Origin of the sequence: Phaeobacter sp. JH20_02 (assembly GCF_048056915.1) — a bacterium.
In the GTDB taxonomy this organism is placed as follows: domain Bacteria; phylum Pseudomonadota; class Alphaproteobacteria; order Rhodobacterales; family Rhodobacteraceae; genus Phaeobacter; species Phaeobacter bryozoorum.
Genome location: NZ_JAYMVP010000021.1, coordinates 134,679 through 159,714 on the forward strand (window position 1 = coordinate 134,679; position 25,036 = coordinate 159,714).

At 62.6% G+C, this 25,036-nt stretch carries 24 protein-coding genes; 11 read left to right on the plus strand and 13 right to left on the minus strand.

Translation table 11 applies throughout. The features are described from left to right. Positions 1–12: 12 nt before the first annotated feature. Together VWY34_RS06265 and VWY34_RS06270 are read right to left on the minus strand one after the other, a co-directional pair. Complete coding sequence (locus tag VWY34_RS06265) at positions 13–648, minus strand: ChrR family anti-sigma-E factor (RefSeq protein WP_340547399.1); 636 nt, start codon at positions 646–648, stop codon at positions 13–15. Beyond that, positions 645–1,295: a sigma-70 family RNA polymerase sigma factor gene (locus tag VWY34_RS06270; protein ID WP_416544709.1), complete on the minus strand. Its 651-nt coding sequence runs from the start codon at positions 1,293–1,295 to the stop codon at positions 645–647. Before VWY34_RS06270 ends, VWY34_RS06265 begins: the two co-directional genes overlap by 4 nt. 159 nt (positions 1,296–1,454) lie before the next feature. Here VWY34_RS06270 and VWY34_RS06275 point away from each other — a divergent pair, with 159 nt between their 5' ends. The 9 genes from VWY34_RS06275 (at position 1,455) to VWY34_RS06315 (ending at position 10,534) form a co-directional block, all read left to right on the plus strand. Next, a complete protein-coding gene (locus tag VWY34_RS06275) occupies positions 1,455–2,744 on the plus strand; it encodes an NAD(P)/FAD-dependent oxidoreductase (RefSeq protein ID WP_416544651.1) in 1,290 nt (429 codons plus the stop codon). Continuing rightward, entirely contained in the window at positions 2,741–3,493 is a 753-nt protein-coding gene (locus tag VWY34_RS06280; RefSeq protein ID WP_416539994.1) for a DUF1365 domain-containing protein, read from the plus strand. Before VWY34_RS06275 ends, VWY34_RS06280 begins: the two co-directional genes overlap by 4 nt. Continuing rightward, the gene (locus VWY34_RS06285) at positions 3,493–4,650 is read left to right on the plus strand and encodes a class I SAM-dependent methyltransferase (RefSeq protein ID WP_416544652.1); all 1,158 of its coding nucleotides are present in this window, start codon (positions 3,493–3,495) and stop codon (positions 4,648–4,650) included. The genes VWY34_RS06280 and VWY34_RS06285 overlap by 1 nt, the downstream gene beginning before the upstream one ends. After that, on the plus strand, positions 4,643–5,173 hold the full coding sequence (locus VWY34_RS06290) for a chalcone isomerase family protein (RefSeq protein WP_416544653.1): 531 nt from the start codon (positions 4,643–4,645) through the stop codon (positions 5,171–5,173). Before VWY34_RS06285 ends, VWY34_RS06290 begins: the two co-directional genes overlap by 8 nt. Beyond that, positions 5,173–6,396 carry an MFS transporter gene (locus VWY34_RS06295; RefSeq protein ID WP_416544654.1) on the plus strand — a complete coding sequence of 408 codons (1,224 nt, stop codon included), beginning with the start codon at positions 5,173–5,175 and terminating at the stop codon, positions 6,394–6,396. Before VWY34_RS06290 ends, VWY34_RS06295 begins: the two co-directional genes overlap by 1 nt. Continuing rightward, on the plus strand, positions 6,393–6,941 hold the full coding sequence (locus tag VWY34_RS06300) for a DUF3833 domain-containing protein (RefSeq protein WP_416544655.1): 549 nt from the start codon (positions 6,393–6,395) through the stop codon (positions 6,939–6,941). The genes VWY34_RS06295 and VWY34_RS06300 overlap by 4 nt, the downstream gene beginning before the upstream one ends. Position 6,942: 1 nt before the next feature. After that, positions 6,943–7,674, plus strand: a complete 732-nt coding sequence (locus tag VWY34_RS06305; RefSeq protein WP_416544656.1) for an SDR family NAD(P)-dependent oxidoreductase — start codon at positions 6,943–6,945, stop codon at positions 7,672–7,674. Then, positions 7,671–8,402: an SDR family NAD(P)-dependent oxidoreductase gene (locus VWY34_RS06310; protein ID WP_416540000.1), complete on the plus strand. Its 732-nt coding sequence runs from the start codon at positions 7,671–7,673 to the stop codon at positions 8,400–8,402. Before VWY34_RS06305 ends, VWY34_RS06310 begins: the two co-directional genes overlap by 4 nt. Positions 8,403–8,563: 161 nt before the next feature. Next, on the plus strand, positions 8,564–10,534 hold the full coding sequence (locus VWY34_RS06315; protein ID WP_416544710.1) for a cache domain-containing protein: 1,971 nt from the start codon (positions 8,564–8,566) through the stop codon (positions 10,532–10,534). A gap of 51 nt (positions 10,535–10,585) precedes the next feature. Here the strand turns inward: VWY34_RS06315 and VWY34_RS06320 are convergent, their stop codons facing one another. From VWY34_RS06320 to VWY34_RS06365, 10 genes are all read right to left on the minus strand, one after another. Continuing rightward, positions 10,586–11,947 (minus strand): sigma-54 dependent transcriptional regulator, encoded by a 1,362-nt coding sequence (locus VWY34_RS06320; protein WP_340547408.1) that lies wholly within the window; start codon positions 11,945–11,947, stop codon positions 10,586–10,588. Continuing rightward, positions 11,944–12,069: a hypothetical protein gene (locus VWY34_RS06325; RefSeq protein ID WP_416540001.1), complete on the minus strand. Its 126-nt coding sequence runs from the start codon at positions 12,067–12,069 to the stop codon at positions 11,944–11,946. Before VWY34_RS06325 ends, VWY34_RS06320 begins: the two co-directional genes overlap by 4 nt. Before the next feature lie 4 nt (positions 12,070–12,073). Continuing rightward, positions 12,074–13,408, minus strand: a complete 1,335-nt coding sequence (locus VWY34_RS06330; RefSeq protein WP_416544657.1) for a c-type cytochrome — start codon at positions 13,406–13,408, stop codon at positions 12,074–12,076. A 6-nt stretch (positions 13,409–13,414) separates the two neighbouring features. After that, positions 13,415–14,656: a formate dehydrogenase subunit gamma gene (locus VWY34_RS06335; RefSeq protein WP_416540003.1), complete on the minus strand. Its 1,242-nt coding sequence runs from the start codon at positions 14,654–14,656 to the stop codon at positions 13,415–13,417. Positions 14,657–14,750: 94 nt separating this feature from the next. Then, complete coding sequence (gene fdh3B / locus VWY34_RS06340) at positions 14,751–15,344, minus strand: formate dehydrogenase FDH3 subunit beta (protein ID WP_014875661.1); 594 nt, start codon at positions 15,342–15,344, stop codon at positions 14,751–14,753. Positions 15,345–15,356: 12 nt separating this feature from the next. Further along, on the minus strand, positions 15,357–18,332 hold the full coding sequence (locus VWY34_RS06345) for a formate dehydrogenase subunit alpha (RefSeq protein WP_340547412.1): 2,976 nt from the start codon (positions 18,330–18,332) through the stop codon (positions 15,357–15,359). Positions 18,333–18,439: 107 nt separating this feature from the next. Continuing rightward, positions 18,440–18,631: a twin-arginine translocation pathway signal protein gene (locus VWY34_RS06350; protein ID WP_340547413.1), complete on the minus strand. Its 192-nt coding sequence runs from the start codon at positions 18,629–18,631 to the stop codon at positions 18,440–18,442. A 59-nt stretch (positions 18,632–18,690) separates the two neighbouring features. Continuing rightward, positions 18,691–19,338: a TorD/DmsD family molecular chaperone gene (locus tag VWY34_RS06355; RefSeq protein WP_416544658.1), complete on the minus strand. Its 648-nt coding sequence runs from the start codon at positions 19,336–19,338 to the stop codon at positions 18,691–18,693. Between the two features lie 42 nt (positions 19,339–19,380). Further along, the gene (locus VWY34_RS06360) at positions 19,381–20,145 is read right to left on the minus strand and encodes a DUF3306 domain-containing protein (RefSeq protein WP_416544659.1); all 765 of its coding nucleotides are present in this window, start codon (positions 20,143–20,145) and stop codon (positions 19,381–19,383) included. Beyond that, positions 20,142–20,678, minus strand: a complete 537-nt coding sequence (locus VWY34_RS06365) for a DUF3305 domain-containing protein (protein WP_340547534.1) — start codon at positions 20,676–20,678, stop codon at positions 20,142–20,144. The genes VWY34_RS06360 and VWY34_RS06365 overlap by 4 nt, the downstream gene beginning before the upstream one ends. Positions 20,679–21,072: 394 nt before the next feature. Between VWY34_RS06365 and VWY34_RS06370 the strand changes: the two genes are divergently transcribed. After that, positions 21,073–23,022 (plus strand): 4Fe-4S binding protein, encoded by a 1,950-nt coding sequence (locus VWY34_RS06370; protein WP_416544660.1) that lies wholly within the window; start codon positions 21,073–21,075, stop codon positions 23,020–23,022. A gap of 29 nt (positions 23,023–23,051) precedes the next feature. On the opposite strand, the gene VWY34_RS06375 is transcribed toward VWY34_RS06370, so the two are convergent. Continuing rightward, complete coding sequence (locus VWY34_RS06375; RefSeq protein ID WP_416537512.1) at positions 23,052–23,834, minus strand: hypothetical protein; 783 nt, start codon at positions 23,832–23,834, stop codon at positions 23,052–23,054. A 129-nt stretch (positions 23,835–23,963) separates the two neighbouring features. Between VWY34_RS06375 and apbC the strand changes: the two genes are divergently transcribed. Then, positions 23,964–25,028 (plus strand): iron-sulfur cluster carrier protein ApbC, encoded by a 1,065-nt coding sequence (apbC, locus tag VWY34_RS06380; RefSeq protein WP_340547418.1) that lies wholly within the window; start codon positions 23,964–23,966, stop codon positions 25,026–25,028. The last annotated feature ends 8 nt before the right edge of the window (positions 25,029–25,036 follow it).

Genomic DNA, 25,036 nt, shown 5'->3' on the forward strand with positions numbered 1-25,036 from the left:
GCCCTTATGCCGCTAGATGCGGAAAATCGGTTGCAGCAGGCGCGGGACAAAGGACCGGAACCGCAGTGCAGCGTCAGTCGCGGCAAGGCAGATGCAGGTCTCACCGTCCTCGGCAATCGGCGTATGTTCCAGGTGATCGTCCGCAACTTCCAGATCCCCGACGCCAAAGCGCCCGGTTTCATCGCGAAACGCGCCCTGTAATACCAGCGTCAGCTCCAGCCCGTTGTGGCCATGGTCGGGGACCGCCTGTCCCGCAGGAATATAGAGCAGCCGCACGCTGCCCTCCTCGTCATGGCTGAGGATTGACTGACGCACACCCATGCCGAGCGACTTCCACTTTGGCGGCAGCCCACCCAGCGCCTGCATCACCGGCGCCGGAAAGATGCCCGAGCGGTTGAACTTCGGTGCGTCCTCGAAGGGTGAATCCAACTCGGCAAACACGCGCTCCCGCAGATCATCCGAGACATCCCGGGTTCCACAGGTTTCCAGTACCGACCCGCCGACCGCCTGATGCGCATTCAACCGGGCGCGGCAGTCGTCACACATCGACAGATGGGTCGCCACAACCAGAGAGTAGGCATAGGGCAAATTGCCAGAGGCATAGGCCACCAGCAACGGGTCAGGGATATGATGGCGTACGCCGGTCATGATAGTCCTTGTTCCTTCAACTCATGACGCAACCGCTCAAGTCCGAGGCGGATGCGGGATTTGATTGTCCCCAGGGGCAATCCGGTCTGTTCCCGGATGTCCGCATGGGTCAGCTCGCCCAGATAGGCCTTTTCAACCATCTCTCGCTGTGCCGGTTTCAACCGGGCCAGGGCTGCGCGCAGCTTTGTTGTTTCCTGATCCAACGCCAGAATCTGGGCTGCATCTTCTTGTGTTTCCTCGGGAAGCTTCAGCTCCTCCGGTATTGGCCGCCGTTCCTTGCGGATCACGTCGATCTGCCTGTTGCGGGCGATCTGGTAGATCCACGCCGAGACCTGAGCACGTTCAGGATCGAACATGGCCGCCTTTCGCCATACGGTCAGCATCACCTCCTGAACGACCTCTTCGGCCTGGCTGGGTGGCATACCGGATCGGCAGATCACCCCCTTCAGACGCGGCGCGAAATAGTCGAACAGACGACCAAACGCCACCTTGCAGCGGTTGTCGCGCACGGCCAGCATCCAGACTGTCTGATCCGACAGGCTTTCCCGTTCCACTTTTTTCCTTTCGCGCATTACACTAGTGTCACGGCCTACCGTAACGGGCGGCGCAGGCGCTGCAAGAGTTGGATGGCTCAGCATGGTCAACATGTACGGATTACGCATCTTTCACGGTGCTGGATCACTCTGAGCGCAATTAATTTCAGTTTTTTCCATTCGCCCGGAGAGGCCCGTCATCTTAATCACCATCTTTTTTGATCCGCCCGGGCGAGCGGCCCGTAACAAGTTGAAATCACAGATGGAGACAGCATGTCCTTCGACGCATTATCATCCGCTCGCCAGCGTATCGCCGTTGTCGGTGGTGGCATCTCCGGGCTTGCCACCGCCTGGCTGCTCGCAAAAAGCCACAACGTCACGCTTTATGAAGCCGCGCCGCGACTGGGTGGGCACGCGCGGACCGTCGTTGCCGGTCGTAATGGCGACCAGCCCGTGGATACCGGCTTCATCGTCTTCAACTATGTGAACTATCCGCATCTGACGTCGATGTTCCGCGATCTGGATGTGCCCGTGGTCAAAAGCGACATGAGTTTCGGTGCCAGCATCGGGGATGGCCGCGTCGAATACGGTCTGCGAGATCTTGGGGCGCTGCTCGGGCAGCGTCGCAACATCGCGCGGCCCGCCTTTTTCCGCATGGTACGTGATATCCTGCGCTTCAACGCCAACGCCGAAGAGGTCGCCAAGAGTGACAGCGTCACCATCGGCGAACTGGTCAATGATCTGAAGCTCGGCGACTGGTTCCAGCGCTATTACCTGATGCCCATCTGTGGCGCGATCTGGTCGACGCCGCCGGATGAAATCCGCGGTTTTCCGGCGCAGTCGCTGGTCCGCTTCTTTCGCAATCACGCATTGCTCAGCGCTTCTGGACAGCATCAATGGTGGACGGTCAAAGGCGGCAGCATCGAATATGTCCGGCGTCTGACCGCCCGATTGGACCAGATGGGCTGCCAATTGCGTCCGGGCACCCCGGTGCGCAGCGTCGAACGGACATCCGAGGGGGTACGCATCCACCTCCCCGATGGCACCTCCGAAAACTTTGATCAGGTGGTGATGGCCTGCCATTCCGATGACAGCCTGCGATTGCTGGCGCAGCCGACAGCGGCAGAGCAGGCAACGCTGGGGGTCATGCGCTATCAGGATAACGAGATGATCCTGCACCGCGACACCGACCAGATGCCGCGCCGCCGTGCCTGCTGGTCGTCCTGGGTCTACAAGGCTGACACCCGCGACAACCGGGCCGCCATCGGCGTCACCTACTGGATGAACCGGCTCCAGAATATCGACGAAAACGATCCTCTGTTCGTTTCGCTGAACCCGGTAAAGGATGTGCGGTCGGATCTGATCTACGATCAAAAAACTTTCCGCCATCCGGTGTTTGACACCGCCGCGCTGCGTGCACAAAGCCGGATTGCCGATATCCAGGGGCAGAACAACACCTGGTTTGCCGGTGCCTATCTGCGGCATGGGTTTCACGAAGACGGCTTTGCCAGCGCGGTGCGCGTCGCACGTGGCATCAGCGCGCGGGAACGGGTGATCGGATGACCCTGTGGCCCGAGCATATCGCCGGACAGACCACCCATGCCCGCCATGGCGCCATCTCCAACAGCTTTCGCTACGGCGTGGACTATGTGCTGATTGACCCACGCTCCGAGAGCGGCCCGCTGCTGTTTTCGCGCAATCGCTTCAATCTGGCTGCGGTCCATGATCGCAACCATGGTGGCGCACCAAAACAGGGGATCGGCCTGCCATGGGCGCAGGACGTGTTCGCCCACGCCGGGCTGGATCTGGAGGGGATCACCATTCGGCTGCTCACTCAACCGAGCTATCTGGGCCATATTTTCAACCCGGTCAGCTTCTGGCTGGCCTTTCGCGGCAAGGCGCTACATGCGGTCATCGCCGAGGTCAGCAATACCTTTGGCGACCGGCACAGCTATGTCTGTCACAAACCCGGCTTCACCGCGATCGCCCCCTCCGACAAGCTTCAGGCCAAGAAGATCTTTCACGTCTCCCCATTTCAGGACATTGCCGGGGACTACTGGTTCAACTTCGACATCGGCCCCCGGCGGATCGCCATCCGGATCGACCACAAGAACGATGGCGAAGGGGTGGTCGCCACGCTGACCGGCCCGCGCCAGCCGCTGAGCAACGCCGCACTCATACGCTCCAGCCTGCGCCGCCCGGCCGGCACGCTGCGCACGGTTGCGCTGATTTACTGGCAGGCGCTGAAATTGAAACTCAAGGGCGCCAGCTATCGCCCCCGCCCTACCCCACCGGAACATGAGGTCAGCTGATGATTTTCCTTACCAAACGCGTAAAACACGACTTTCGCGACAGCTGCGCGCGCATCCGCAAGGGCAGTCTGCGCCTGCTGACCCCAGAGGGCGACACCCATGATTTCGGCACCGGTGAACCACGCGCCGAAATCCAGCTGCGTGACTGGAGCGCCATAACCGCCATGGCCGCCCGCGGCGATATCGGCCTCGGCGAGGCCTATGTCGCCGGACTTTGGGAGACGCCCAGCATCGAAGACGTCATCAAGGTGGCGCTGCTCAACCTCGATCATCTCACCGATTACGCCTACCCGAGTTTCTGGGCCAGTCTGAAGTTCCGGGTCGTGGACCGGATGCTGCGCGCCAATTCGATCAAGGGCGCGGCGCGGAACATCAAGGCCCATTACGACGTCGGCAATGAATTCTACCAGCTGTGGCTGGACGAAAGCATGACCTATTCCTCGGCCCTCTTTGCGCCGGGTGACAATGACCTCGCGCGTGCGCAGACCCGCAAATACGACCGGGTGCTGAGCCGCCTCACCGCCGGTGATCGCGTCCTGGAGGTTGGCTGCGGCTGGGGCGGATTTGCCGACCGCGCCGCCGAACAGGGGCGCCATGTTACCGGGCTGACCATCTCCCCCAGTCAGTTTGGTTATGCCGACGCGAGGCTCGATGGGCGCGCCGATATCCGCCTTTGCGATTATCGCAAATCGGAGGGAAAATTCGACAATATCGTTTCCATCGAAATGGTTGAGGCCGTGGGCGAACGCTATTGGCCCAGCTATTTCGCCACGCTGAAAGACCGTCTGGCCGATGACGGCCGTGCCGTGGTGCAGGCGATCACCGTTCAGGACAGCTATTTCGACATCTATCGGCAGTCCTCGGACTATATCCGCCAGTATACTTTTCCGGGCGGCATGTTGCTCTCTGATGCGGTGATCTCACATCAGGCGCGCACCGCAGGTCTGAAGGTTACGGATAATTTCGCCTTTGGCCAGGATTACGCGCGCACCTGCCGGGAATGGGCGGCGCGCCTTGTCGCGATGACCCCCAAAATCCACTCTCTGGGCTATGGCGAGGCCTTCCTGCGCAACTGGCGCTACTATCTGGAAACCTGCGCCGCCTCCTTCGAGGTCGGCCAGACGGACGTGGTTCAGGTGGAGCTGGCCCATGCCTGAGATCCGCCAAAACCACCTGCGCTCCGCAATCGCCGCATTTGCCGTCAGTCTCGGCGTGGGTCTCGCCAGCGCTGCAACCGCAAATACCGGCCTCAGCTCGCCGACCAAACTGGGAGAGGTCACCTTCCGCTGGTTTGGCCTGCCGCTCTATGATGCCAGCCTTTACACCGAAGGGCAGACCCGCTTTGACTGGCAGAACCCGATGGCGCTCAAGCTCAGCTATCGGCGCGGGTTCAGCAGATCCCAGCTGATGCAGGCCACGGTCGCGGAACTGCTGCGGCTGGAAGGCAGGCGCGCCGATCACGATCAGCTGGTCGGCAAGCTGGATCGCTGTTTTCGCGATGTGAGACCGGGCGACAGCTTCGTGGCAACAACCCGCGCGCCTGATCAGGTGGCGCTCTATCTGAACGGAAAACAGACCTGCGATCTGCGCCATGCAGACGCCCGCAAGCGGTTTCTGAATATCTGGCTGTCGCCCAACAGCCGCGCTGCGCGTTTGTCCCGCGAGCTGCGGGGCAACTGATGCAAGCCACCCGTATCTCCCTATTTGCGCTGATGCTGGCCGCCGCCGGTCTGCCGCTCTATATCCATCTGCCGCGCTTTGCGACGGCGGAACTGGGACTGAGCCTGGCAACCCTCGCAGCGGTGCTGGCGGCGATACGGGTGCTGGATTTCGTGCAGGACCCCCTGCTGGGCTGGGTCACCGACCGCTGGCCGCAGGAACGCGCGACCTTTGCAGCTTTGGCGGCCTTTGGCATGGCGGTGGGGTTCATCCTGCTCTACACCTACCGCCCGGCCGCGGGGGGCGTGCTGCCATGGTTCGTCATCGCCCTGGTGCTTCTGTTCACGGCCTATAGTCTCGGAAGTGTTTTGTTCTACGGGCAAAGCACCGCGCTTGCAGGCAGCCCGGAGGCGCTGATCCGTCTGGCCGGGTTTCGCGAGGGCGGCACATTGGCCGGTATCATCCTGGCAGCCCTGGCGCCGGGCGCGCTGGTTGCCGTCGGCGCAGGCCACGGCGGCTACCCCGCTTTTGGCTGGATGCTGGCCGCACTCTGCGGTGTGGTCTGGTGGCTGACCCGCGGCCTCTGGACAGCGGCACCGCGCCCCGAACACCCGCTGTCCATCACCGCGCTGCGTGCAGCGGGTGGCCTTCGCCTGCTGGCGCTGGCCCTCGTGAACAGCCTGCCGGTCGCCATGACATCGACACTGTTTCTGTTCTTCGTCGAGGACAAGCTGGCGCTTGCCGATCTGGCCGGCCCCTTTCTGGTTCTGTTCTTTCTCGCAGCGGGACTATCGGTTCCGCTATGGACCCGCGCGGCAGAGAAGTTCGGCGCGCGCGAGGTGTTGTTTCCGGCGATGGCACTGGCGATCCTTGCCTTTGTCTCCGCAGCCTTTCTTCCGCCCGGCGCCAGCCTTGGCTTTGCCGCCATCTGCATTGGTTCGGGGGCCGCGCTCGGCGCGGATATGGTGATCCTGCCGGTGCTGTTTTCACGCGCATTGGCGCGCGCCGGGTTGCAGGCGGGGCAGGCCTTCGGGCTGTGGTCCTTTGCTGCCAAACTCGCGCTTGCCGTCGCTGCTGTGCTCCTGCTGCCACTTCTGCAGATGAGCGGCTTCACCCCCGGTGGCGAAAACAGCGCCGCCGCCCTGCAGACGCTGACATGGGCCTACGCAATCATTCCCTGCTGCATCAAACTTATCGCCATCGCGATGGTGATCCGCCTCCCTGGAAAGGTAACCGCGTCATGAAACTCCTGCTTGTTGCCATCATTCTGCTGCTGCTGCTTGCGCTCCTTCGCCCTGGGCTGGGATTTCGCAGCCAGCACCCCGAACACTATGCCAATACCAGTCCCGCCTTCGACATTCGCACACATCTGAGCGGCGAGATGATCTCCGAAGGTATGATTTACGGCCCGTTGGGGCGCGTCTCCTCGCGGTTTGTCGCCACGATGACGGGCGAATGGGAGGGCGACACTGGCACGTTGAGCGAGAATTTCTCCTACGCCAGCGGCGGCGCGCAGATGCGGAAATGGTTCCTCACCATGGGCGAAAACGGCAGCTTCACCGCCACCGCAGATGACATCATCGGCACCGGACAGGGTCAGCAGATGGGAGCCGCCGTGCACCTGACCTATCGCATCCGCCTGCCAGAAAGCGCCGGTGGCCATGTGCTGGATGTCACCGACTGGATGTATCTGATGGAGAACGGCACGATCATGAACCGCTCCGAAATGCGCAAATTCGGCATCAAGGTGGCCGAGCTGATCGCCACCATGCGACCGAAGGGAGAGTGAGATGTTTGCAGGACAGACCTGGTGGATCGTCGGCGCGAGCGAGGGGCTGGGGCGTGCGATCGCCGAGAAGCTGGATGCCGCAGGCGCGCGGCTGGTGCTGTCAGCGCGCAGCGAAGAGCGCCTGCAGGAGCTGGCGGGCACGCTGAGCAATGCCACTGCCCTGCCACTGGATGTGACCGATCCCGACGCCATCAGCCGGGCCGTGGAGCAGATCGGCAAGGTGGATGGCGTCCTTTACTGTGCCGGGGCCTATGACCCGATGCCTGCGCAGGACTGGGACGCCGAGAAGGTCGAGCTGATCTGCGACGTGAACTTCATGGGCGCAATTCGTGTGGTTGGCCGCGTCATACCGCAGATGGTCGCTGCCAACGAAGGGCATATCGTGCTGATCGGCTCACTCGCCGGTCACACGGGCCTGCCCGGAGCGACCGGCTATGGCGCGTCGAAATCGGCCGTTATACACATGGCCGAGAACCTCCAGGCCGATCTGATCCAGACCCCCATAAAGGTTCAGGTGATCAATCCGGGTTTCATCAAAACCCGTCTGACCGACAAGAACGATTTCAAGATGCCGATGATCCAGACCCCGGATGAGGCGGCAGATGCCTGCCTGAAAGCAATGCGAAGCGGGCGCTTCAGCACCAGTTTCCCCGCCCCCTTCGCCTGGGTCTTCACCATCGGCAAACATCTTCCCCGCAAACTGTTCCTGCGCCTGATGGGGGCGGGAAAATGAGCCCCCATTCGCCGCGCCATATCGTCATCATCGGTGCCTCCGGTGGCATCGGGTCGGCGCTGGTTGACCATTTTGCGGCGCGAAACCCCGCCAGCCTGACGGCGGTCGCGCGCGGCGTATTGCCACCGAAGGCCGGCGTCGACAGCTACCGCGCCGATATCACGGATGAGGACCAGCTGGCCGGGTTCGCCGATGATCTGCGCCGCAGGGGTATCGCCCCGGATCTGGTCGTCGTTGCAACCGGGGTCCTCTCCGACGAGGCCGGGCTTAAGCCTGAGAAATCCTATCGTCAGCAGGACCCGGTCGCGTTCCGCAAGGTATTTGAAATAAACACCTTTGCCCCCGCCATCATTGCCAAACATCTGCTGCCGATCATGCCTCGCAAGGGGCGCGCAGTCTTTGCCGCCCTGTCCGCGCGGGTCGGCTCGATCAGCGACAATGGCCTCGGCGGCTGGCATGCCTATCGCGCCTCCAAAGCGGCACTGAACATGCTGATCCGCAACTACGCCATCGAAACCGCGCGCAGCAACGAGGAGATGATTTGTGTCGGCCTGCATCCCGGCACCGTAAAAACACCGCTGTCAGAACCTTTTTCAAAGAACGTCCCCGACGACGCCCTGTTCGAGCCGCAACAGGCCGCGGCCTACCTCGCCCAGGTGATCGACCGGCTATCCGCCAAGGACAGCGGGCGGGTGTTCGACTGGGCAGGCAAGGAAATCCCAGCCTGATGATGGGCTGATCGCCACCAGATCGTGGCGACCGTGTTATCAAACACAGCGCCGGACTTGCTCATCCAGCAGGCCCCATGCGACAGTGGGTGAACACCGCACGCAGCCATGCGCTCTGCGGACTCACCCGATGTGCCAGCTGCCTACAGGACCTTGCCGCCTTGAAATCCGTCCGGCTCCGCCTCCTATTGCTCGCACTTCTGCCGCTCAGCGTGGTGATGCCGCTGCTGCTGGTCGTGGCCATGGCGCGCTGGAACGCGGATTACGACAATGTTCTGATCGTCAATGTGGAAAGCGATCTGAAAATCGCCGACCAGTATTTGCGCCAGTTGCAGGCCAATACCGGCGATGATCTGGCAGCAATCGCCAGCTCGGCCCGGTTTGCCGAGGTCCTGCGCGCATCGTTGCAGGATCAGTTGCGGTTTCTTGACCAGCAGCGGCAATCCCTCCAGCTTGATTTCCTCTATTATCTGCCATTGCGCAATATTGACCGCGAGGCGCGCCGCTGGCCGGTGATCGACCGCGCCGCGCAGGGCAGGCTGGCCTCGGAAATCGACATTTTCTCCGCTGCGGACCTGGATGAGATCTCTGCTGACCTGCGTGACCGGGCCCGTATTTCCCTGATCGAGACCGAGGCCGCCGCGCCGACAACCCGACCGGCGGAAGATCGCGGCATGGTGATCCATTCCGCCGCGCCGGTGACCAATAACGGCAGTGAAGGCGTGCTGGTGGCGGGCCGGCTTCTGAACCGGGATCTTGATTTCATCGATACGATCAATGCGCTGGTCTATCTGGGCGACAGTCATCGCATCAGCCGCAAGGGCACCGCGACACTGTTTTTGGAAGATACCCGTATCTCCACAAACGTTCGCCTGTTTGAAGACGTCCGCGCGCTTGGCACCAGGGTTTCGCAGGCGGTGCGCGATGCGGTGCTGGGTGAGGGGCAGACCTGGCTCGACCGTGCCTTTGTGGTGAACGACTGGTATATCTCCGGCTATCTGCCGCTCACCGACAGCTTCGGGCGTCGCGTTGGGATGCTCTATGTCGGCTTCCTTGAGGCGCCCTTTGCGGCGGCCAAACTCTCCGCTTATTGGACTGTGGTGCTGTCATTCCTGTCCGTTCTGCTGTTGTCCGCGCCCCTGTTCCTGTGGCTGGCCAAAGGGATCTTTGCGCCTCTGGAGCAGATGAGCTACACCATGGCCCGTGTCGAACGTGGCGATCTGACCGCGCGCAACGGCAATGTCGGGCGCCGTGACGAGATCGGTCAGGTTGCGGCCCATCTCGACAGCCTGCTTGATCAGGTTCAGGATCGTGACCAGAAACTGCGCGACTGGGCAGAGGAGCTGAACGCGCGTGTCGACCAGCGCACCGCCGAACTGCGCGCCGCCAACGAAAAACTGGAGGCAACCTATAAGCAGCTGGTGATGAGTGAGAAACTCGCCTCCATCGGCGAGATTACAGCCGGTGTGGCGCATGAGATCAACAACCCTGTCGCCGTGATCCAGGGCAACGTCGATGTGATGCGGATGACCCTGGGCGCCGCCGCCGAGGAAGTGGACACCGAGCTGGCGCTGATTGACGATCAGATCCTGCGGATCAGCGCCATCGTTGGCAAGCTGCTGCAATTTGCGCGCCCCACCGAATTTGGCACCTTCGAGGAAAGCCTGGATCTGGCCCCGGTTGTCTCCGACTGTCTGGTGCTGGTCGATCACGTGATCACCAAACAGGCCATTACCGTTGAAAAACAGTTCGCCGCAACGCCACCGGTTCGCATAGACCCGGGCGAATTGCAGCAGGTGGTGATCAACCTGATCCTCAACGCGGCGCAGGCCATGGAGGGCTGCGGCAGGCTCCTGCTGGCCCTGAGGCCGATGGAGCGCGACGGTGTCAGCGGCGCCTGTCTTGAGGTTTCGGACACCGGGCCGGGCATCGCTGCCGAAGATCTGCCGTCGGTGTTCAACCCGTTCTACACCACCAAACTGGGCGAAGGCACCGGGCTGGGGCTGTCGATCAGCCAGACCCTGATTCAGCGCGCCGGCGGGGTGATTTCGGCCGACACCCGGATTGAGAACGGGGAGATCAAAGGCGCCGTCTTTTCGATCTGGCTGCCTGCGGTCAAGGCCGGGGACTGAGCCACAGCCCGCGACACGCTGGCCGTCCATCCACCTATCGCTCGGATGATATCACAGCCCCCAACTGGCGCATTTTCGATCAATCGTTTTCCGCGAAACCCCCAACCGTCGGGCGGCCTCGGCGCGATTGCCGTCACAGGCATCCAGCACATGCACGATATGACGCTGCATCACCAGATCGAGCGTATCCATCGCAGCACTGCCCGTGATCCCGCCGGTGCCTGCGAACTCCTCAGGAAAGGCGCCGAGAATGACCGACCGTTCAATCAGGTTGCGCAGCTCACGCACATTGCCTGGCCAGTCGTAGCGGCTGAATTTCAGCAGGGTCTCAGCGTCGAGCTCCAGCGCAGGCATGGCCAGCGTGGTAGAGAACTGCTCCATAAACAGCGCCGCCAGCTCCACGATATCCTCAACCCGTTCACGCAGCGGTGGCATCTGGATGTTGACGATATTGATCCGGTGATAGAGATCGGCACGGAAACGGCCCTCGGCCACGGCCTGTTCCAGATCGGCATTGGTGGCAAACAGGAACCGCAGGTTCAGCGGGATATCGCGCTCTGCGCCGACCGGCCGGATGCGCTGGTCCTCCAGCACGCGGAGCAGCGCGGCCTGCACCTGTTCGGGCATCTGGGCCACCTCGTCCAGAAACAGCGTGCCGCCATCAGCATAAAGAAACAGCCCGTCCTGTCGGCGGTCCTGCGAATCCACCATACCGAACAGCTCATGCGCGATGCGATCAGGCGCGATGGCCGCGCAGTTCACCGCCACAAACGGCTTCTCCGCGCGGTCCGACAGCGAATGCAGCGTCCGCGCCGCGATTTCCTTGCCGGTGCCACTGGCGCCGGTGAACAACACAGGCGTCGGCAGCGGCGCCAGCCGGGTAATCATGTCACGCGCGGTCTGAATCGCAGGAGATTTCCCCAGCAAACGCCCCCGCGCAGCGGTGCCCTCCGCCGATAGCGCATGTTTCAGCAGGTAGTTTTCCCGCCGCAGATGCTTGCGGTCCAGGGCCCGTGCCACGGAATTGAGGATCTGATTGGCGCGAAACGGTTTCAGCACGAAATCCGCCACCCCGACCCGCAGCGCCTGAATGGCAGTTTCCAGATCCGCATAGGCGGTGACCAGCACCGTATCGGCAAACAGGCCGACCTTATGCTGTTCCTGTACCCATTCCAGCCCGGTTTTGCCGGGCATGATATTGTCGAGGATGATCAGGTCGAAATGCGCCTGATCCAGAATATTGGACGCCTCCGCGGCAGACGCCGCCTGCTCCACCCGCTTGCAGCGGGGGGTCAGGATCTTGGTCATGAAATTGCGCATACCTGGTTCATCATCGATCACCAGGATCGACGCACCGGCAAGGTTTTCCCCATATTCATCGCGGGGCGGCGGCGCGGTTGTCAGCACGGTCAATCCAGTCGGACGGCCGACCCGGAATGCACCTCATAAGAGGCGAACCCCGCCTGATCCAGTGCCAGATTGGCGCCGGCGGCGATCACGATGATGGCGGCAAACCCCGTCAACATGGCTTTCATTGTGTTACTTCTCCACCTTGGTTGCGCGTTTCAGAAACGCAATCAGATCGCGCCGGTCCTGCGGATCGGTAATCCGCTGCATCGGCATCTTGGAGCCGGGGATATAGTGATCCGGCCCCAGATCGAAGAGGGCATCAATTGTCGCCTCTCCCCAGATTATATCAGATCCATCAAGGACCTGCGAATAGCGATAACCCGCCAGCGTGCCCGCCGGGCGACCAAAAACATCATATAGGCTCGGTCCCGCCTTGCGGCTCTCACCGGGGCCGAGCGCGTGGCAGATCGAGCATTTCCGCATGAACTGCCGTTCGCCGTTGGGCATCGTTTCTGGGTCCTTCAGGAACCCGCGGTTGCCTGCCATCTGCGCCTCAGCCTCTCCCATCAGGGCAACCGGCCAGCCATAGGCCAGATCATCCAGCCCGGCGGCCCAGATGGTCTGCCCGTCCGGCGCAAACTCCAGCGCCCAGACCGGCCCGTCGCGGGTGGCGCGAAAATCGGCACTGATGCGCCAGGTCTCGGTGTCCACCATCATGATATAGCCCTGCCCGTCCCCGACGGCGAGCCGCGCGGTGCCCTCATGATGGGCCATTGCAAGGATAGGCCGTCGCTCCAGCGTGAAATCGGCTAAAGGCTCGCCCGTCTGTGTGTCGACAACGCGCGTCGCGCCATCCACAGCCCCATAGGCCAGCCAGTCGCCACCGGGGCCAAGCGCCAGCTGGTTGATGCCAAAGCCCTGATCGACCAGGCGCCGGGGCGGTTGGCCTGCGTCCTCGTAGACCAGTATCTGCCCCTCCATCGTGGCGGCATAAATCGCCCCCCCTGGTCCGATTGCCACGTCATTGATGCCACTGCCAACCGCTATGCGCTGTTCCGCTCCTCCGTCAAATGGCCAGAGGCCGATATTGCCGTCCCAGCTCGCCGACACCAGCATTTCGCGGTCAGGGGCAATGGCCAGCGCCCGGATCTTGCCCAGATGGCGGCCGATCAACTCGGCCTGCTGGCCGCCCTTCGGCCACAGGTAGAGCGCGAAATCATCCCCCGCGGTGACCAGACGACCGGCATCGACAAAGGCCAGAGCGGTGACCGCTGCATCATGCGCCTCAAGCCAGCGTGGCGTGCGATCTCTCCACAGGCCCACGGCATTGTCGAAACTGCCGGTGGCCACCTGACCCTCGGGCGACACCGCCAAGGCCATCACCGGGCCGCCGTGGCCTTTCAACGTGGTGAACTCATCCCCGTCGGCCGGATCGGCACCTGCGGGCAGCGCCAGAACAGTCGCAGCGCAGGCGGCCCACAGATAGCCCGTCCGCAGGACCAGCGCTGACAGGCGGCACCACACCGCCGGTCACTCCGCCGGTGTTGCGCCCTTGGCGCTGCCACTGCTGCCCTCTGGCGTGACTTCGCCCTTTTCGCGCATTTCCTCCAACCAGATGGAGTGGTGCTGATGCGCCCAAGCCTCATCCACGTCGCCGGTTCCCATCGCGTCAAAGGCACCTTCCATGCCCAGCGAGCCGATGTAGATATGCGCCAGAATAATCGCCATCAGCACAAAGCTGATAATGGCGTGCCAGCTCTGGGCCAGCTGCATTTCTTCCTGCGGTGCAAGGTCAACCGGCAGGGTGCCATAACCCACCAACTGCGGCAGGCCTAGATCATTCAAGATGGCAAAGGTCTTGGCAAAGAGCGGCATCTCAAACGGGAACAGGAGCGACAGGCCCGAAACCGAAATGGAGGTTCCAAGAACAATCACCGACCAGAAAATCAGCTTCTGGCCAAAGTTGAACTTCTTAGCGGGCGGATGGGCCTTGCCGACAATGCCGCCCATCTGGCGGATCCACACCAGATCCGTACGGTTGGGGATATTGTGGGCCACCCACATGACAAACACCATGATCAGCGCCAGCATGAACGCCCAGGAAACATTGTTGTGGACCCATTTGCTCCAGATCAGCAGGCCCGCGTTGATCTCCTTGCCCAGATAGGGGGCGATCACCATCCGGCCAAACAGGCTGGCCAATCCGGTAACGCCCAGCAGAATGAAGGATCCCGCCAGCATCCAATGGGCAAAGCGTTCGATGAACTGAAAGCGGGTGACCGTGCGTCCGGTAGAGGGCTCGTCTATGCGAATACGGCCGCGCAGCAGATAGAACAGCGCCAGAAAGCCTATCGTGCCCAGCAATAGCCAGCCACCATAGGTGCGAAGCGGCCCATCGCGGAAAGTCAGCCAGCGCATACCGCCATCCTGCACCAGAACAGTGGCAACATCGCCCCCCGCCGAGACCCGCAGATCTGCCGCGTTGTAGCGGATTGCGCGCCAGAGTTCGGGATCGGAGGCCCCACCGAGCGTGCCCAGCTGTTGCGTGATCCCGGCGCCAATCGCGCCCGCACCGGTATCGTCGCTGCGGAAACTGTCGTCGATTTTTTCGCCGCGCTGACGGGCCAGGATATCCTCCAGCGTCTGCGCCCCACCCGTGGCACTGCGATCCGGCACCGCCTCCGCCGCAGGGGCACCCTGGGTGTCCTGCGCCGCAGCGATCCCCGCCATCAGCGTCAGTTGCATCAGAATTGCAAAGGCGATGCGCAGCATGGGCCACACTCCTTCATGGGTTGTCTTGGAAACTGAACAGGAAAACAGGACGGCCCGCGCGGGCGGGCCATCCCTTCATGTCAAAGAGGGCTGATCAGCCGCCCTTCTGGTCATAGGCTGTCCCCCAGCCCCAGGCACCCGAGCCAAAGCCACGGGCGACAACGCGTTCGCGGTAGACCGCAGACACGACATCGCCGTCACCGGCCAAAAGCGCCTTGGTTGAGCACATCTCGGCGCAGATGGGCAGCTTACCCTCTGCAATCCGGTTGCGCCCGTATTTGGAGAATTCCGCATTGGAATGCGTCTCCTCGGGACCACCGGCGCAGAAGGTGCATTTGTCCATCTTGCCGCGGCTGCCAAAGTTGCCCGCCTGCGGATACTGCGGCGCACCAAAGGGGCACGCGTAGAAGCAATAGCCACAGCCAATGCAGAGATCCTTGGAGTGCAGGACCACGCCTTCTTCGTTCTGGTAGAAGCAATCGACCGGGCACACCGCCATACAGGGTGCGTCCGAGCAATGCATACAGGCGACCGAGATCGACCGCTCGCCGGGTTTGCCATCATTGATGGTCACCACCCGACGCCGGTTGATGCCCCAGGGCACCTCATGCTCGTTCTTACAGGCCGTCACGCAGGCGTTGCATTCAATGCAGCGTTCGGCGTCACAGAGAAACTTCGCTCTTGCCATATCTCTTTCTCCTTATGCTGCGCTGATTTTGCAGAGAGTACATTTGGTCTCCTGCATCTGGGTCACGCTGTCGTAGCCATAGGTCTGTGCGACGTTGCAGCTTTCGCCCAGAACATAGGGGTCAGCCCCATCCGGGTATTTGTCGCGCAGATCCGTGCCCTGGTAGTGACCACCAAAGTGGAACGGCATGAAGGCAACGCCCTCTCCGACCCGCTCTGTGACCATTGCCATGACTTTGACCTTGCCGCCTTCCGGGCCTTCGACCCAGACCTGAGAGCCATCGCGAATGCCGATATTGTTGGCATCGCGCGGGTGGATCTCGACGAACATGTCCTGCTGCAATTCCGCAAGCCACGGGTTGGACCGGGTTTCTTCGCCGCCGCCTTCATATTCGACCAGACGACCTGAGGTCAGGATGATCGGATATTCCTTGGAGACGTCGTTCTTCTGGATCGACGCATAGAGGGTCGGCAGCCGGTAGGCGTGACGGTCCTCATATGTCGGGTAGTCTTCGACCAGATCCCGGCGGTTGGTATAGAGCGGCTCGCGATGGATTGGCACCGGATCCGGGAAGGTCCAGACCACGGCACGCGCCTTGGCGTTGCCAAAGGGCGCACATTCATGCGCGATGGCAACCCGCTGGATGCCGCCCGACAGGTCGGTTTTCCAGTTCACCTTGGCCACCTTGTCGTCATAGTCCGACGGGAAGGGCGACATGCTCTGCTCGCCAACTTCGTGGGTGTAATCGGCAAACCCATCCACCCCGGCAGCCTTGGCGATAAAGGCCCGCTCGGACGCGGTCAGCTCGGTGTGCCAGCCCAGATCCTTCAGCATCTGATAGGTGAACTCAGGATAACCATCCTGAATGTCGGAGCCTGCGGAATAGACACCTTCTGCCAGCAGGTTGTCGCCATCCCGTTCCACACCAAAGCGCGCGCGGAAGGTCAGGCCGCCCTCGGAGACAGGTTTTGACATGTCATAGAGGTTTGGCGTGCCCGGGTGACCCATTTCAGCGGTTCCCCAGCAGGGCCAGGGCATCCCGTAGTAATCGCCGTCAGCAGGACCACCCACCGCCCGCAGCGTGGTGCGGTCAAAGGTGTGCTGATTGGCCATATGCGTTTTCATCCGCTCCGGCGACTGGCCGGTATAGCCGATCGTCCACATACCACGGTTGAATTCGCGGGTGACGCTTTCGACATTCGGGGTCTCGGCATCTTCCATCTCGATATTGCGGAAGAACCGGTCGCCCCAGCCGAATTTATTGGCGAATTTGGCGATGATCACATGGTCCGGCAGGCTTTCGAACAGCGGATCGACGATCTTGTCGCGCCACTGCAAGGACCGGTTGGACGCGGTGACCGAACCCCGGGTCTCGAACTGGGTACAGGCGGGCAGCAGATAGACACCATCGGTGCGATCATGCAGCACCGCAGAGACGGTGGGATACGGGTCGACAACGACCAGCATGTCCAGCTTCTCCATCGCCGTCTTCATCTCCGTCATACGGGTCTGAGAGTTCGGCGCATGGCCCCACAGGACCATGGCCCGCACGTTATTGGGCTGGTCTATGTTCGCCTTGTCTTCCAGAATGCCGTCGATCCAGCGGCTGACCGGAATACCCGTCAGGTTCTGCATCGACTTGTCCTTGCCATCGGCCCCTTTGGTGGTGTCGAACTGACCGGCAAGCCATTCGCTATCCTCACCCCAGACACGGCCCCAATGCGCCCATGCGCCCGCCGACAGGCCATAGTAACCCGGCAATGTATGGCTCAGAACGCCAAGGTCGGTTGCGCCCTGCACGTTGTCGTGGCCACGGAAGATATTGGTGCCGCCGCCCGATGTGCCCATGTTGCCCAGCGCAAGCTGCAGAATGCAGTAGGCGCGGGTGTTGTTGTTGCCGGTGGTGTGCTGGGTGCCACCCATACACCAGATCACGGTGCCGGGGCGGTTGTTGGCCATTGTCCGCGCCACGCGCTTCAGCTGGCTGCCGGGAGTGCCGGTCACACGCTCGACTTCCTCGGGCGTCCACTTGGCCACTTCTTCGCGGATCTGATCCATGCCCCAGACACGGGTGCGGATGAATTCTTTATCTTCCCAGCTGTTCTCGAAGATATGCCACAGGATCCCCCAGACCAGCGCCACATCGGTGCCGGGGCGGAAACGCACATATTCATCGGCATGGGCTGCCGTGCGGGTGAAACGCGGATCGCAGACGATCAACGGCGCGTTGTTCTGCTCCTTGGCCTTCAGAACATGCAGCAGCGAGACAGGATGCGCCTCTGCCGGGTTACCGCCGATGATGAAGATCGCCTTGGAGTTATGGATATCGTTGTAGCTGTTGGTCATGGCGCCGTAGCCCCATGTATTCGCAACACCCGCAACCGTGGTCGAGTGACAGATCCGCGCCTGGTGGTCGACGTTATTGGTGCCCCAATAGGCGGCGAACTTGCGGAACAGATAGGCCTGTTCGTTGTTATGCTTGGCCGAGCCAAGCCAATAGACGCTGTCGGGTCCGCTCTCTTCGCGGATCTGCATCATGCCGTCGCCGATCTCGTTGATCGCCTGTTCCCAGCTGATGCGCTTCCATTCCCCGCCTTCTTTCTTCATCGGGTACTTCAGACGGCGTTCTCCATGGGCGTGTTCGCGCACGGAGGCCCCCTTGGCACAATGGGCGCCGAGGTTGAACGGGCTGTCCCAACCGGGTTCCTGACCGGTCCAGACGCCATTCTGCACCTCTGCTACGACGGTACAGCCGACCGAGCAGTGGGTGCAGACGGATTTGACGGTTTCCACCGCGCCAGCCGCAGCCGTGGCGGCATTGGCCTTGGTGACGGATCCACCGGTGGCGCTGATGGCGGCAAGCCCACCAATCGCGAGGCCGGATCCGCGCAGAAACGCGCGGCGGTCAACGGAGCTTTCTGCAACCTTGGACAGGATACTGGTCCGCTGGGGGCGTCGCGCAACCCCGTTGGTCTTTTTCCTAAGCATGTGTTCCTCCCTTGCTTCCCTTACGGGTTCGCTGGGTTATCGGGGGCCTTTGGCAGTCGGGCGTCACGCAACCAGTCGCCGTGGGCGTTCGAAACATCACCGGTCGGTCAGAACCGGAGACTGTCGTAATAGGCGCGGGTGTGCGCGGTATCCTGCATCACTTCCGATGTCAGGTCAGGCTCGGCCGCCTCGGCCGTGCCGCCGGTCGTCGCCACCGCAATCGCCGCAATCGGCGTTGTGGTCGCTGCCAGCTTGAGAAAGTCGCGGCGGCTCTGGGCCTCCTCGGTCTTTCTGGTCATGTGATCCTCCTCCTCAGTTGGTTGGCTCACGTGGGTTAAGGACGGCACGCCGTCCCGGCTCAGGCGGATTGCTCCGCACTCATTCGAAATCCTTCGGCCTCGATCTCCATGAAGACCCGGCCCACGGCACCGACGGCGGCATAAAGAACCGAGTTCTTCGCCGCCTCCAGATCGGAATAGAAATGCCCGGCCCAGGGGCCTATGTGTTTGTTGAAGAACTGTTTCTGGTCGCCCAGCGGTGCTGCCGTGCCGAAACGTCCGGCAATCAGCGCCCCCATCATCTCCATAAGGGAGGCGATATTATCCTCCGGCTCATAGACATTCTGGGCCCGTGTCATGCCCCGCGCGGCCATGTCCTGCCGCAGGGCTGCCAGCGGTTTCTCGTTCAGAAATCCGGTCAGATAGTAGCTGGCATAGGGCAGCAGCTCGCCACGGCCCAGACCGATGAACAGCTTGTTGAACTCCCGCTCAGGAGCGGCAGGTTTGGTCAGCCGCGCGATTTTCGCCAGCGCGTTGATCGCCGTGCCCAAGTCGGTGTCATCCCCGGATAAACCGGCCACCTGCGCCAACAGCATCTCATCCGGCGGCCCCGACAGCATCAGGCCCAGAAAATTGTAGAGATCCGCACGCAGCCGGTCTTCATCCTGCGGAATGGCAGGACCGGCCGTCTGTTCGGCTGTCTCTGTCTGGGCGTGCTCGGCGGTCATATGTGTCTCCTCGCAGGGGTCTTGGTCTGGGTTTCGGGTGGGTCAGGTGACGGGTGCGTTGGTGTCAGCGGCAAAGGTGAAGCGCATACGCCTCGGCGCCGACGCCACCGGATCGGGAACGGGATCAGCAACAGCGGCAAAGACGGGATCAGCCGCTGTCGGCATTGACGGCATCCGGGCTGCCGCCTCCTGTGCATGGTCTGGACCGGCACCATCTGACGGCGACTGCAAGCCCATGGCCGGGCGGCGCACGGATTCGAGCGGCGCTGTCTCGGCCTGCCCAGCACCGGCCTGCAAACAGTCGCATGAGGCAGCCTCATGCGGCGCGGCCGCCGCGACCGTCTCCTCAGCGGCCAGCGCTTCGGCCTCCTGCTCGGTGTCAGCGGTCGTGGCTGCGGCCTCTTCTGCCTGCCGCGCCAGCTCCTCTACATGCGCGGTCATGCCCTTGCCGACCTGATATGCGGTCTGAAGATTCTCGATCACCATGGCGCTGTCGGTGAAATCCTCGCCGTAATCCAACAGCCCGTCGACATTGGCCAGAACCGGATTGCTGGTCCACAAACGGCGAAGGGCGCGGGTACGGATCCGCGCCGGAATGGTCTCTTTCAGGAACACGCTGAAGTCATCGCCCTGTTGCATCTCATCGGGGTCCGGCAGGTTCAGCTCTTGCAGGATCTCGGCGTCACTTTTCTCCTCCAGCGCCTCTTCGGCGGCCTGACGTGCGGCAGCAGCGACCTCGGCGGCCTCAGCCTCCTGTTCGGCCGCAACACGGGCGCGGCGGCGGGACCAGAAATCATCCCGGCTCATGACAGGCGCGCCTTCTTCAGGGCGGGCGAGCGATAGACATCGGTCATCTGCGAGATGCGCGGATCGCCGATTCCGTCCTCGCTGGCGTCGGTCTTGACCCGGTCCCGGCGCCGTTTCTTGAACGGCTCGTCGTGAAAATGCAGCTGCGCAAAATCGCGGACCCAGGCAATCAGCCCGTCCGGCATCGGTACTTTTTCCACCAGATCCTCGCCGTTGTCGGCGTAATCCTGCGCCTCATAGGGCGAGGCCGTCACCAAGAGCACCTCAAGCGGCCGGTCGTCCGACACGCCGTCGCGCAGGACCACATAGATGCAGGGTGGTTCCGCGGTCAGCCCGTGCAGATAGGCCTCGGCCTCGCTCCGGTGCAGCTCCAGCGGCAGGGTGGCGGCGTGGTACTCCCGCACCTCGCCCGCTTCGCGTAACAGCTGCCAGTCCGCCTGCGCCGCGCCCGGCAGCACCGAGGTTGCCTTCCACGACCAGCGCGCCCAACGGGTCACCCCCGGCTGACGCCGCAGGACGACACCCAGCGGCATCACATCCGTCTTTGCACTGCGATCCCCGGTCTCAGACACGTCAACGCCCTATTTGGTCAGTTCGGTTGACAAAACAGTGCCGCATTCTGCGACCACACGGGAAGATAACTTTTGCTGATGGCGCGTTAAATCAACATCAAAGGTCAATTTGACCAGCCCGATATGCCCCCTTTGGACAGTGCGGACGAAAAGTCTAATTCGACTAATTCACTCAGGCTTAACGCAGGGGAAGCGCGATGCCCCGCCACGGCGAATCACTTGCCTCATCTGAGCCACCCGGCGGCACGGCTGACCGGCAAATTGCGGTTTACCTGCTTGCGCAAACATGCCTAGTCTAAGCCCGGAGTGGCGGATTTCTGCTGCTTTCACCAAGCGAGAAACACGCGGAGAAAACATGTCTAAGCAATTGATTCTATGTGATTGTGCCGGAACGCAATCAATCGATTCCGAGGCATTGTCCCGTAGCACAGGCCTGCCCTGTTCAAAGGTGCATTCAGCGCTTTGCACCGATCAGATCGAACAGGCGGCACAGGCCATCTCGCAGGGGGACGCAATTATTTGCTGCGCCCAGGAGCACCGGATTTTCGAGGCGCTGGCACAGGAAATCGACCAGCCGGCCCCGGCCTTTGTCGACCTGCGCGACCGGGCCGGATGGACCGCTGATACCGCCTCGACGCTGCCCAAAATGACCGCGCTGATTGCTGAGGCAACGCTGACACCGCCCCTGTCAAAGACCATAGACCTGCATTCGGAGGGGCTCTGCCTGATCCTTGGCGCGCCGGAGGTGGCCTATGCCGCAGCCGAGCGGCTCCAGGAGAGCCTCGCGGTGACCGTGCTTCTCGAGACGCCGAGCGACCCCCCTCATAGCCGCGCCTACGATGTGATTTCCGGCCAGCTGCGCCACGCGCGGGGCGCCTTGGGACAGTTTTCCGTCACCATCGACCGGCTGCAACAGCTGGACGTCACCGGGCGCAGCTGGACCTGGGACGAGGCCCGCGACGGCGGGCAGTCGGTCTGCGATATCATTCTCGACCTGCGCGGCGGCCAGCCGCTGTTTCCCGCGCCCGAAAAACGTGACGGCTACCTGCGCGCCGATCCAAAGTCCGCCCCGGCCGTCGCCGAGGCCACGCTGAGCGCCAGCCAGCTGGTCGGCACTTTCGAAAAACCCCTCTACGTGCGCAGCGAGCCGTTGCTTTGCGCCCATTCGCGCGCCGAGCAGACCGGTTGCACCCGCTGCCTCGATGTCTGCCCGACCGGTGCCATCAGCCCGGCCGGCGATCATGTCAGCATTGACCCGATGATCTGCGCCGGATGTGGCTCCTGCGCCGTGCTCTGCCCCTCCGGCGCAATCACCTATGACGCGCCGCCAACCGATGCGCTGATGCGCCGGATCCAGACCCTGGCCAAGGCATATGCAGAGGCTGGCGGCAGCGCCCCCCGCCTGCTGGTGGTTGATCAGCACGGCGATCAGATGGTCGAGCTGGCCGCCCGCCACGGTCGCGGCCTGCCGGCGGATGTGATCCCCCTGTCGGTCGAGGCGCTCAACAGTTTTGGTCACGCCGAAGCCCTCGCCGCCCTCGCTGCCGGTTTCGCCGAGGTTTCGGTGCTGCTCTCGCCCAGGGCTGAGCGCGACGTGCAGGACCAAGAGCTGGCTCTGGCCACGGCGATTGCCGGGCCCTACCTGCATCTGCTGGAGCTGAACGACCCGGATCAGCTAAGCGACCGCCTCTTTGACCGCAGCGGCGCTCAGGCCCGGGTGGAAACCCCGCAGCGCCCGATGGGCACCCGGCGCCAGATCACCCGTCAGGCCGCCAAGGCTCTGCTGCCCGAAGCCGAAACGCTGCCCCTGCCCGAAGGCGCCCCCTATGGCGCTGTTCTGGTCGCCGCCGACAAATGCACGCTCTGCCTCTCCTGTGTCTCGCTCTGCCCCTCCGGCGCGCTGGGGGACAACCCGGACCTGCCGCAGCTGCGCTTTCAGGAGGATGCCTGTCTGCAATGCGGTCTCTGCGCCAATGTCTGCCCGGAGGACGCGATCCGCTACGAGCCACGCCTGAACCTGACATCCGACGCGCTGTCACAGGTGGTCCTGCACGAGGAAGAACCCTTTGCCTGCGTCGAATGCGGTTCGCTCTTCGGCGTCAAATCCACCATCGACAAGATCACCGAGAAACTGGCCGGGAAACATTCGATGTTCGCCAACCCGGATGCCGCCCGGATGATCCAGATGTGTGACAATTGCCGGGTCAACGCGCAGTTCCATCAAAAGAACTCGCCCTTTGCAGGCGCGGAGCGCCCCCGTGTCCGCACCACCGAGGACTACCTCAGCAAACGCAAGGATCACTGATCCCGAAATGCCGCGATAAGATGATGACGCTACTTATGCTCCAACGGCGCCCCCAGATCCGCAGGGCTGAGCACGGCCACATAGGCGAGGATATTCTCCAGCTCGTCCAGCGTGAGTTCGACCGGAACAATCGGCGAGGGGCGTGCCTCGTCGAAGGGCGGCGTGATCTCGGCAATCTGGGTAAAGGCGGGATGCGGGTTCAGCGCGTAGAAGGCCTGAAACCGCTCCTCCCAATTGGCGAGGCTGCGCAACACATAGAACGACGGGGTCGAGCCGATACTGTTGATCCGTCCGGCCTCCTCCACCGCGTGACAGCGCCCGCAGTGGGATTTGGACAGATCGTATCCGCGTCCGGCGTCGCCGTCCCATGTGGTCACAGCCACCGCGGCCTTTGCCTGCTTCGGCACCCGGAACATCTGGCGCCCCTCGGGGGCAAAGGCGGCAATCGTGCGCGCGCCCACATCAGAGGTCAGCCAGTCTGCAAAGCGCCGCGCCCCGGCGTGATCCGGCGCGATCAGCTCCAGATGCCAGACGGTCCCGTCCCCCTCCATCACGGGCTGGCCGGTCGTGCCCAGCATCATCTCGGCGACATCATTGCTGTCGACCAGTTCGATCCGCACCTGCGTCTTCAGCGAAAACCGCGGCAACAGAAACCCCAGCACCCCGGTCTCCACCAGTGGCGCAGGCGCGGCCAGTCGCAGCTTTGCCGGATCGCTCTCGGCCTGTCCGCTGGCCGGTCGCAGGATCAGCGCAAGCAGAATTATCGCCAGTATTCCCGCGTAACCGCGCAAAAGAGTACATACCCAGACCATATGAAATGCTAGGAAACCACCTACATCCCCGTCAAGAGCCGTTACAGCCGGGGCCAAAAGCCCCGCAGGCCATCAAAAACAATCAAGCCAGCTTAGACCAAGCTCGCCCCAATAAGGAGCAACCCCGGCGTGTCCCTCACTCGTGAAACTGTCCTAGAGGCGCTCAAGACCATCAAAGACCCGGTGTCCGGCAGCGATATTGTCGCCGCTGGCATCGTCCGCGCGCTCAATATCGAAGAGGGCACAGTCCGCTTTGTGCTGGAAATCGACCCGGCCAAATCCGATATCTACGCGCCCGTGCGCGATGAAGCCGACGCCAAGGTGACGGCGCTGCCCGGCGCGGGCAAGGTTTCGGCCATGCTGACGGCCCATTCCGAAAAGGCGCCGCCCGACCTGAAGCCCAAACCGGCCGCCCAGCCGCAGGGGCCGCAGAAAATTCCCGGCGTCGACCGGATCATCGCGGTTGCCTCCGGCAAGGGCGGCGTCGGCAAGTCCACGGTTTCGGCGAATATCGCCTGTGCCCTGGCCGCTCAGGGCCGCCGTGTCGGCCTGCTTGATGCTGATGTCTACGGCCCTTCGCAGCCCAGGATGCTGGGGGTCTCCGGTCGGCCCGCCAGCCCGGATGGTAAAACCATCCTGCCGATGCGCAACCACGGGGTCACCATGATGTCGATCGGCCTGATGACCAACGAGGATCAGGCGGTTGTCTGGCGCGGCCCGATGCTGATGGGGGCCCTCCAGCAGATGATGATGCAGGTGCAATGGGGCGCGCTGGACGTGCTGATCGTGGACCTGCCGCCGGGCACCGGTGATGTGCAGATGACGCTGGCGCAAAAGGCGCATGTGGACGGCGCCATCGTGGTGTCCACCCCGCAGGACGTGGCGTTGATCGACGCCCGCAAGGGCATCGACATGTTCCAGAAACTCAACGTGCCGATCATCGGCATGGTGGAAAACATGTCCACGCATATCTGCTCCAACTGCGGGCATGAGGAACATGTCTTTGGCCATGGCGGCGTTGCTGCCGAGGCTGAGAAACTGAATGTGCCGCTGCTGGCGGAGATCCCGCTGCATCTGGATGTGCGCGTTGCCGCCGACGGTGGCGCGCCGATTGCGGTCAGCAAACCCGACAGCGCGCAGGCCAAGGCGTTCCATGATCTGGCGGCAGATCTGATCGCCAAGGGTCAGGCCTGATCCGATGG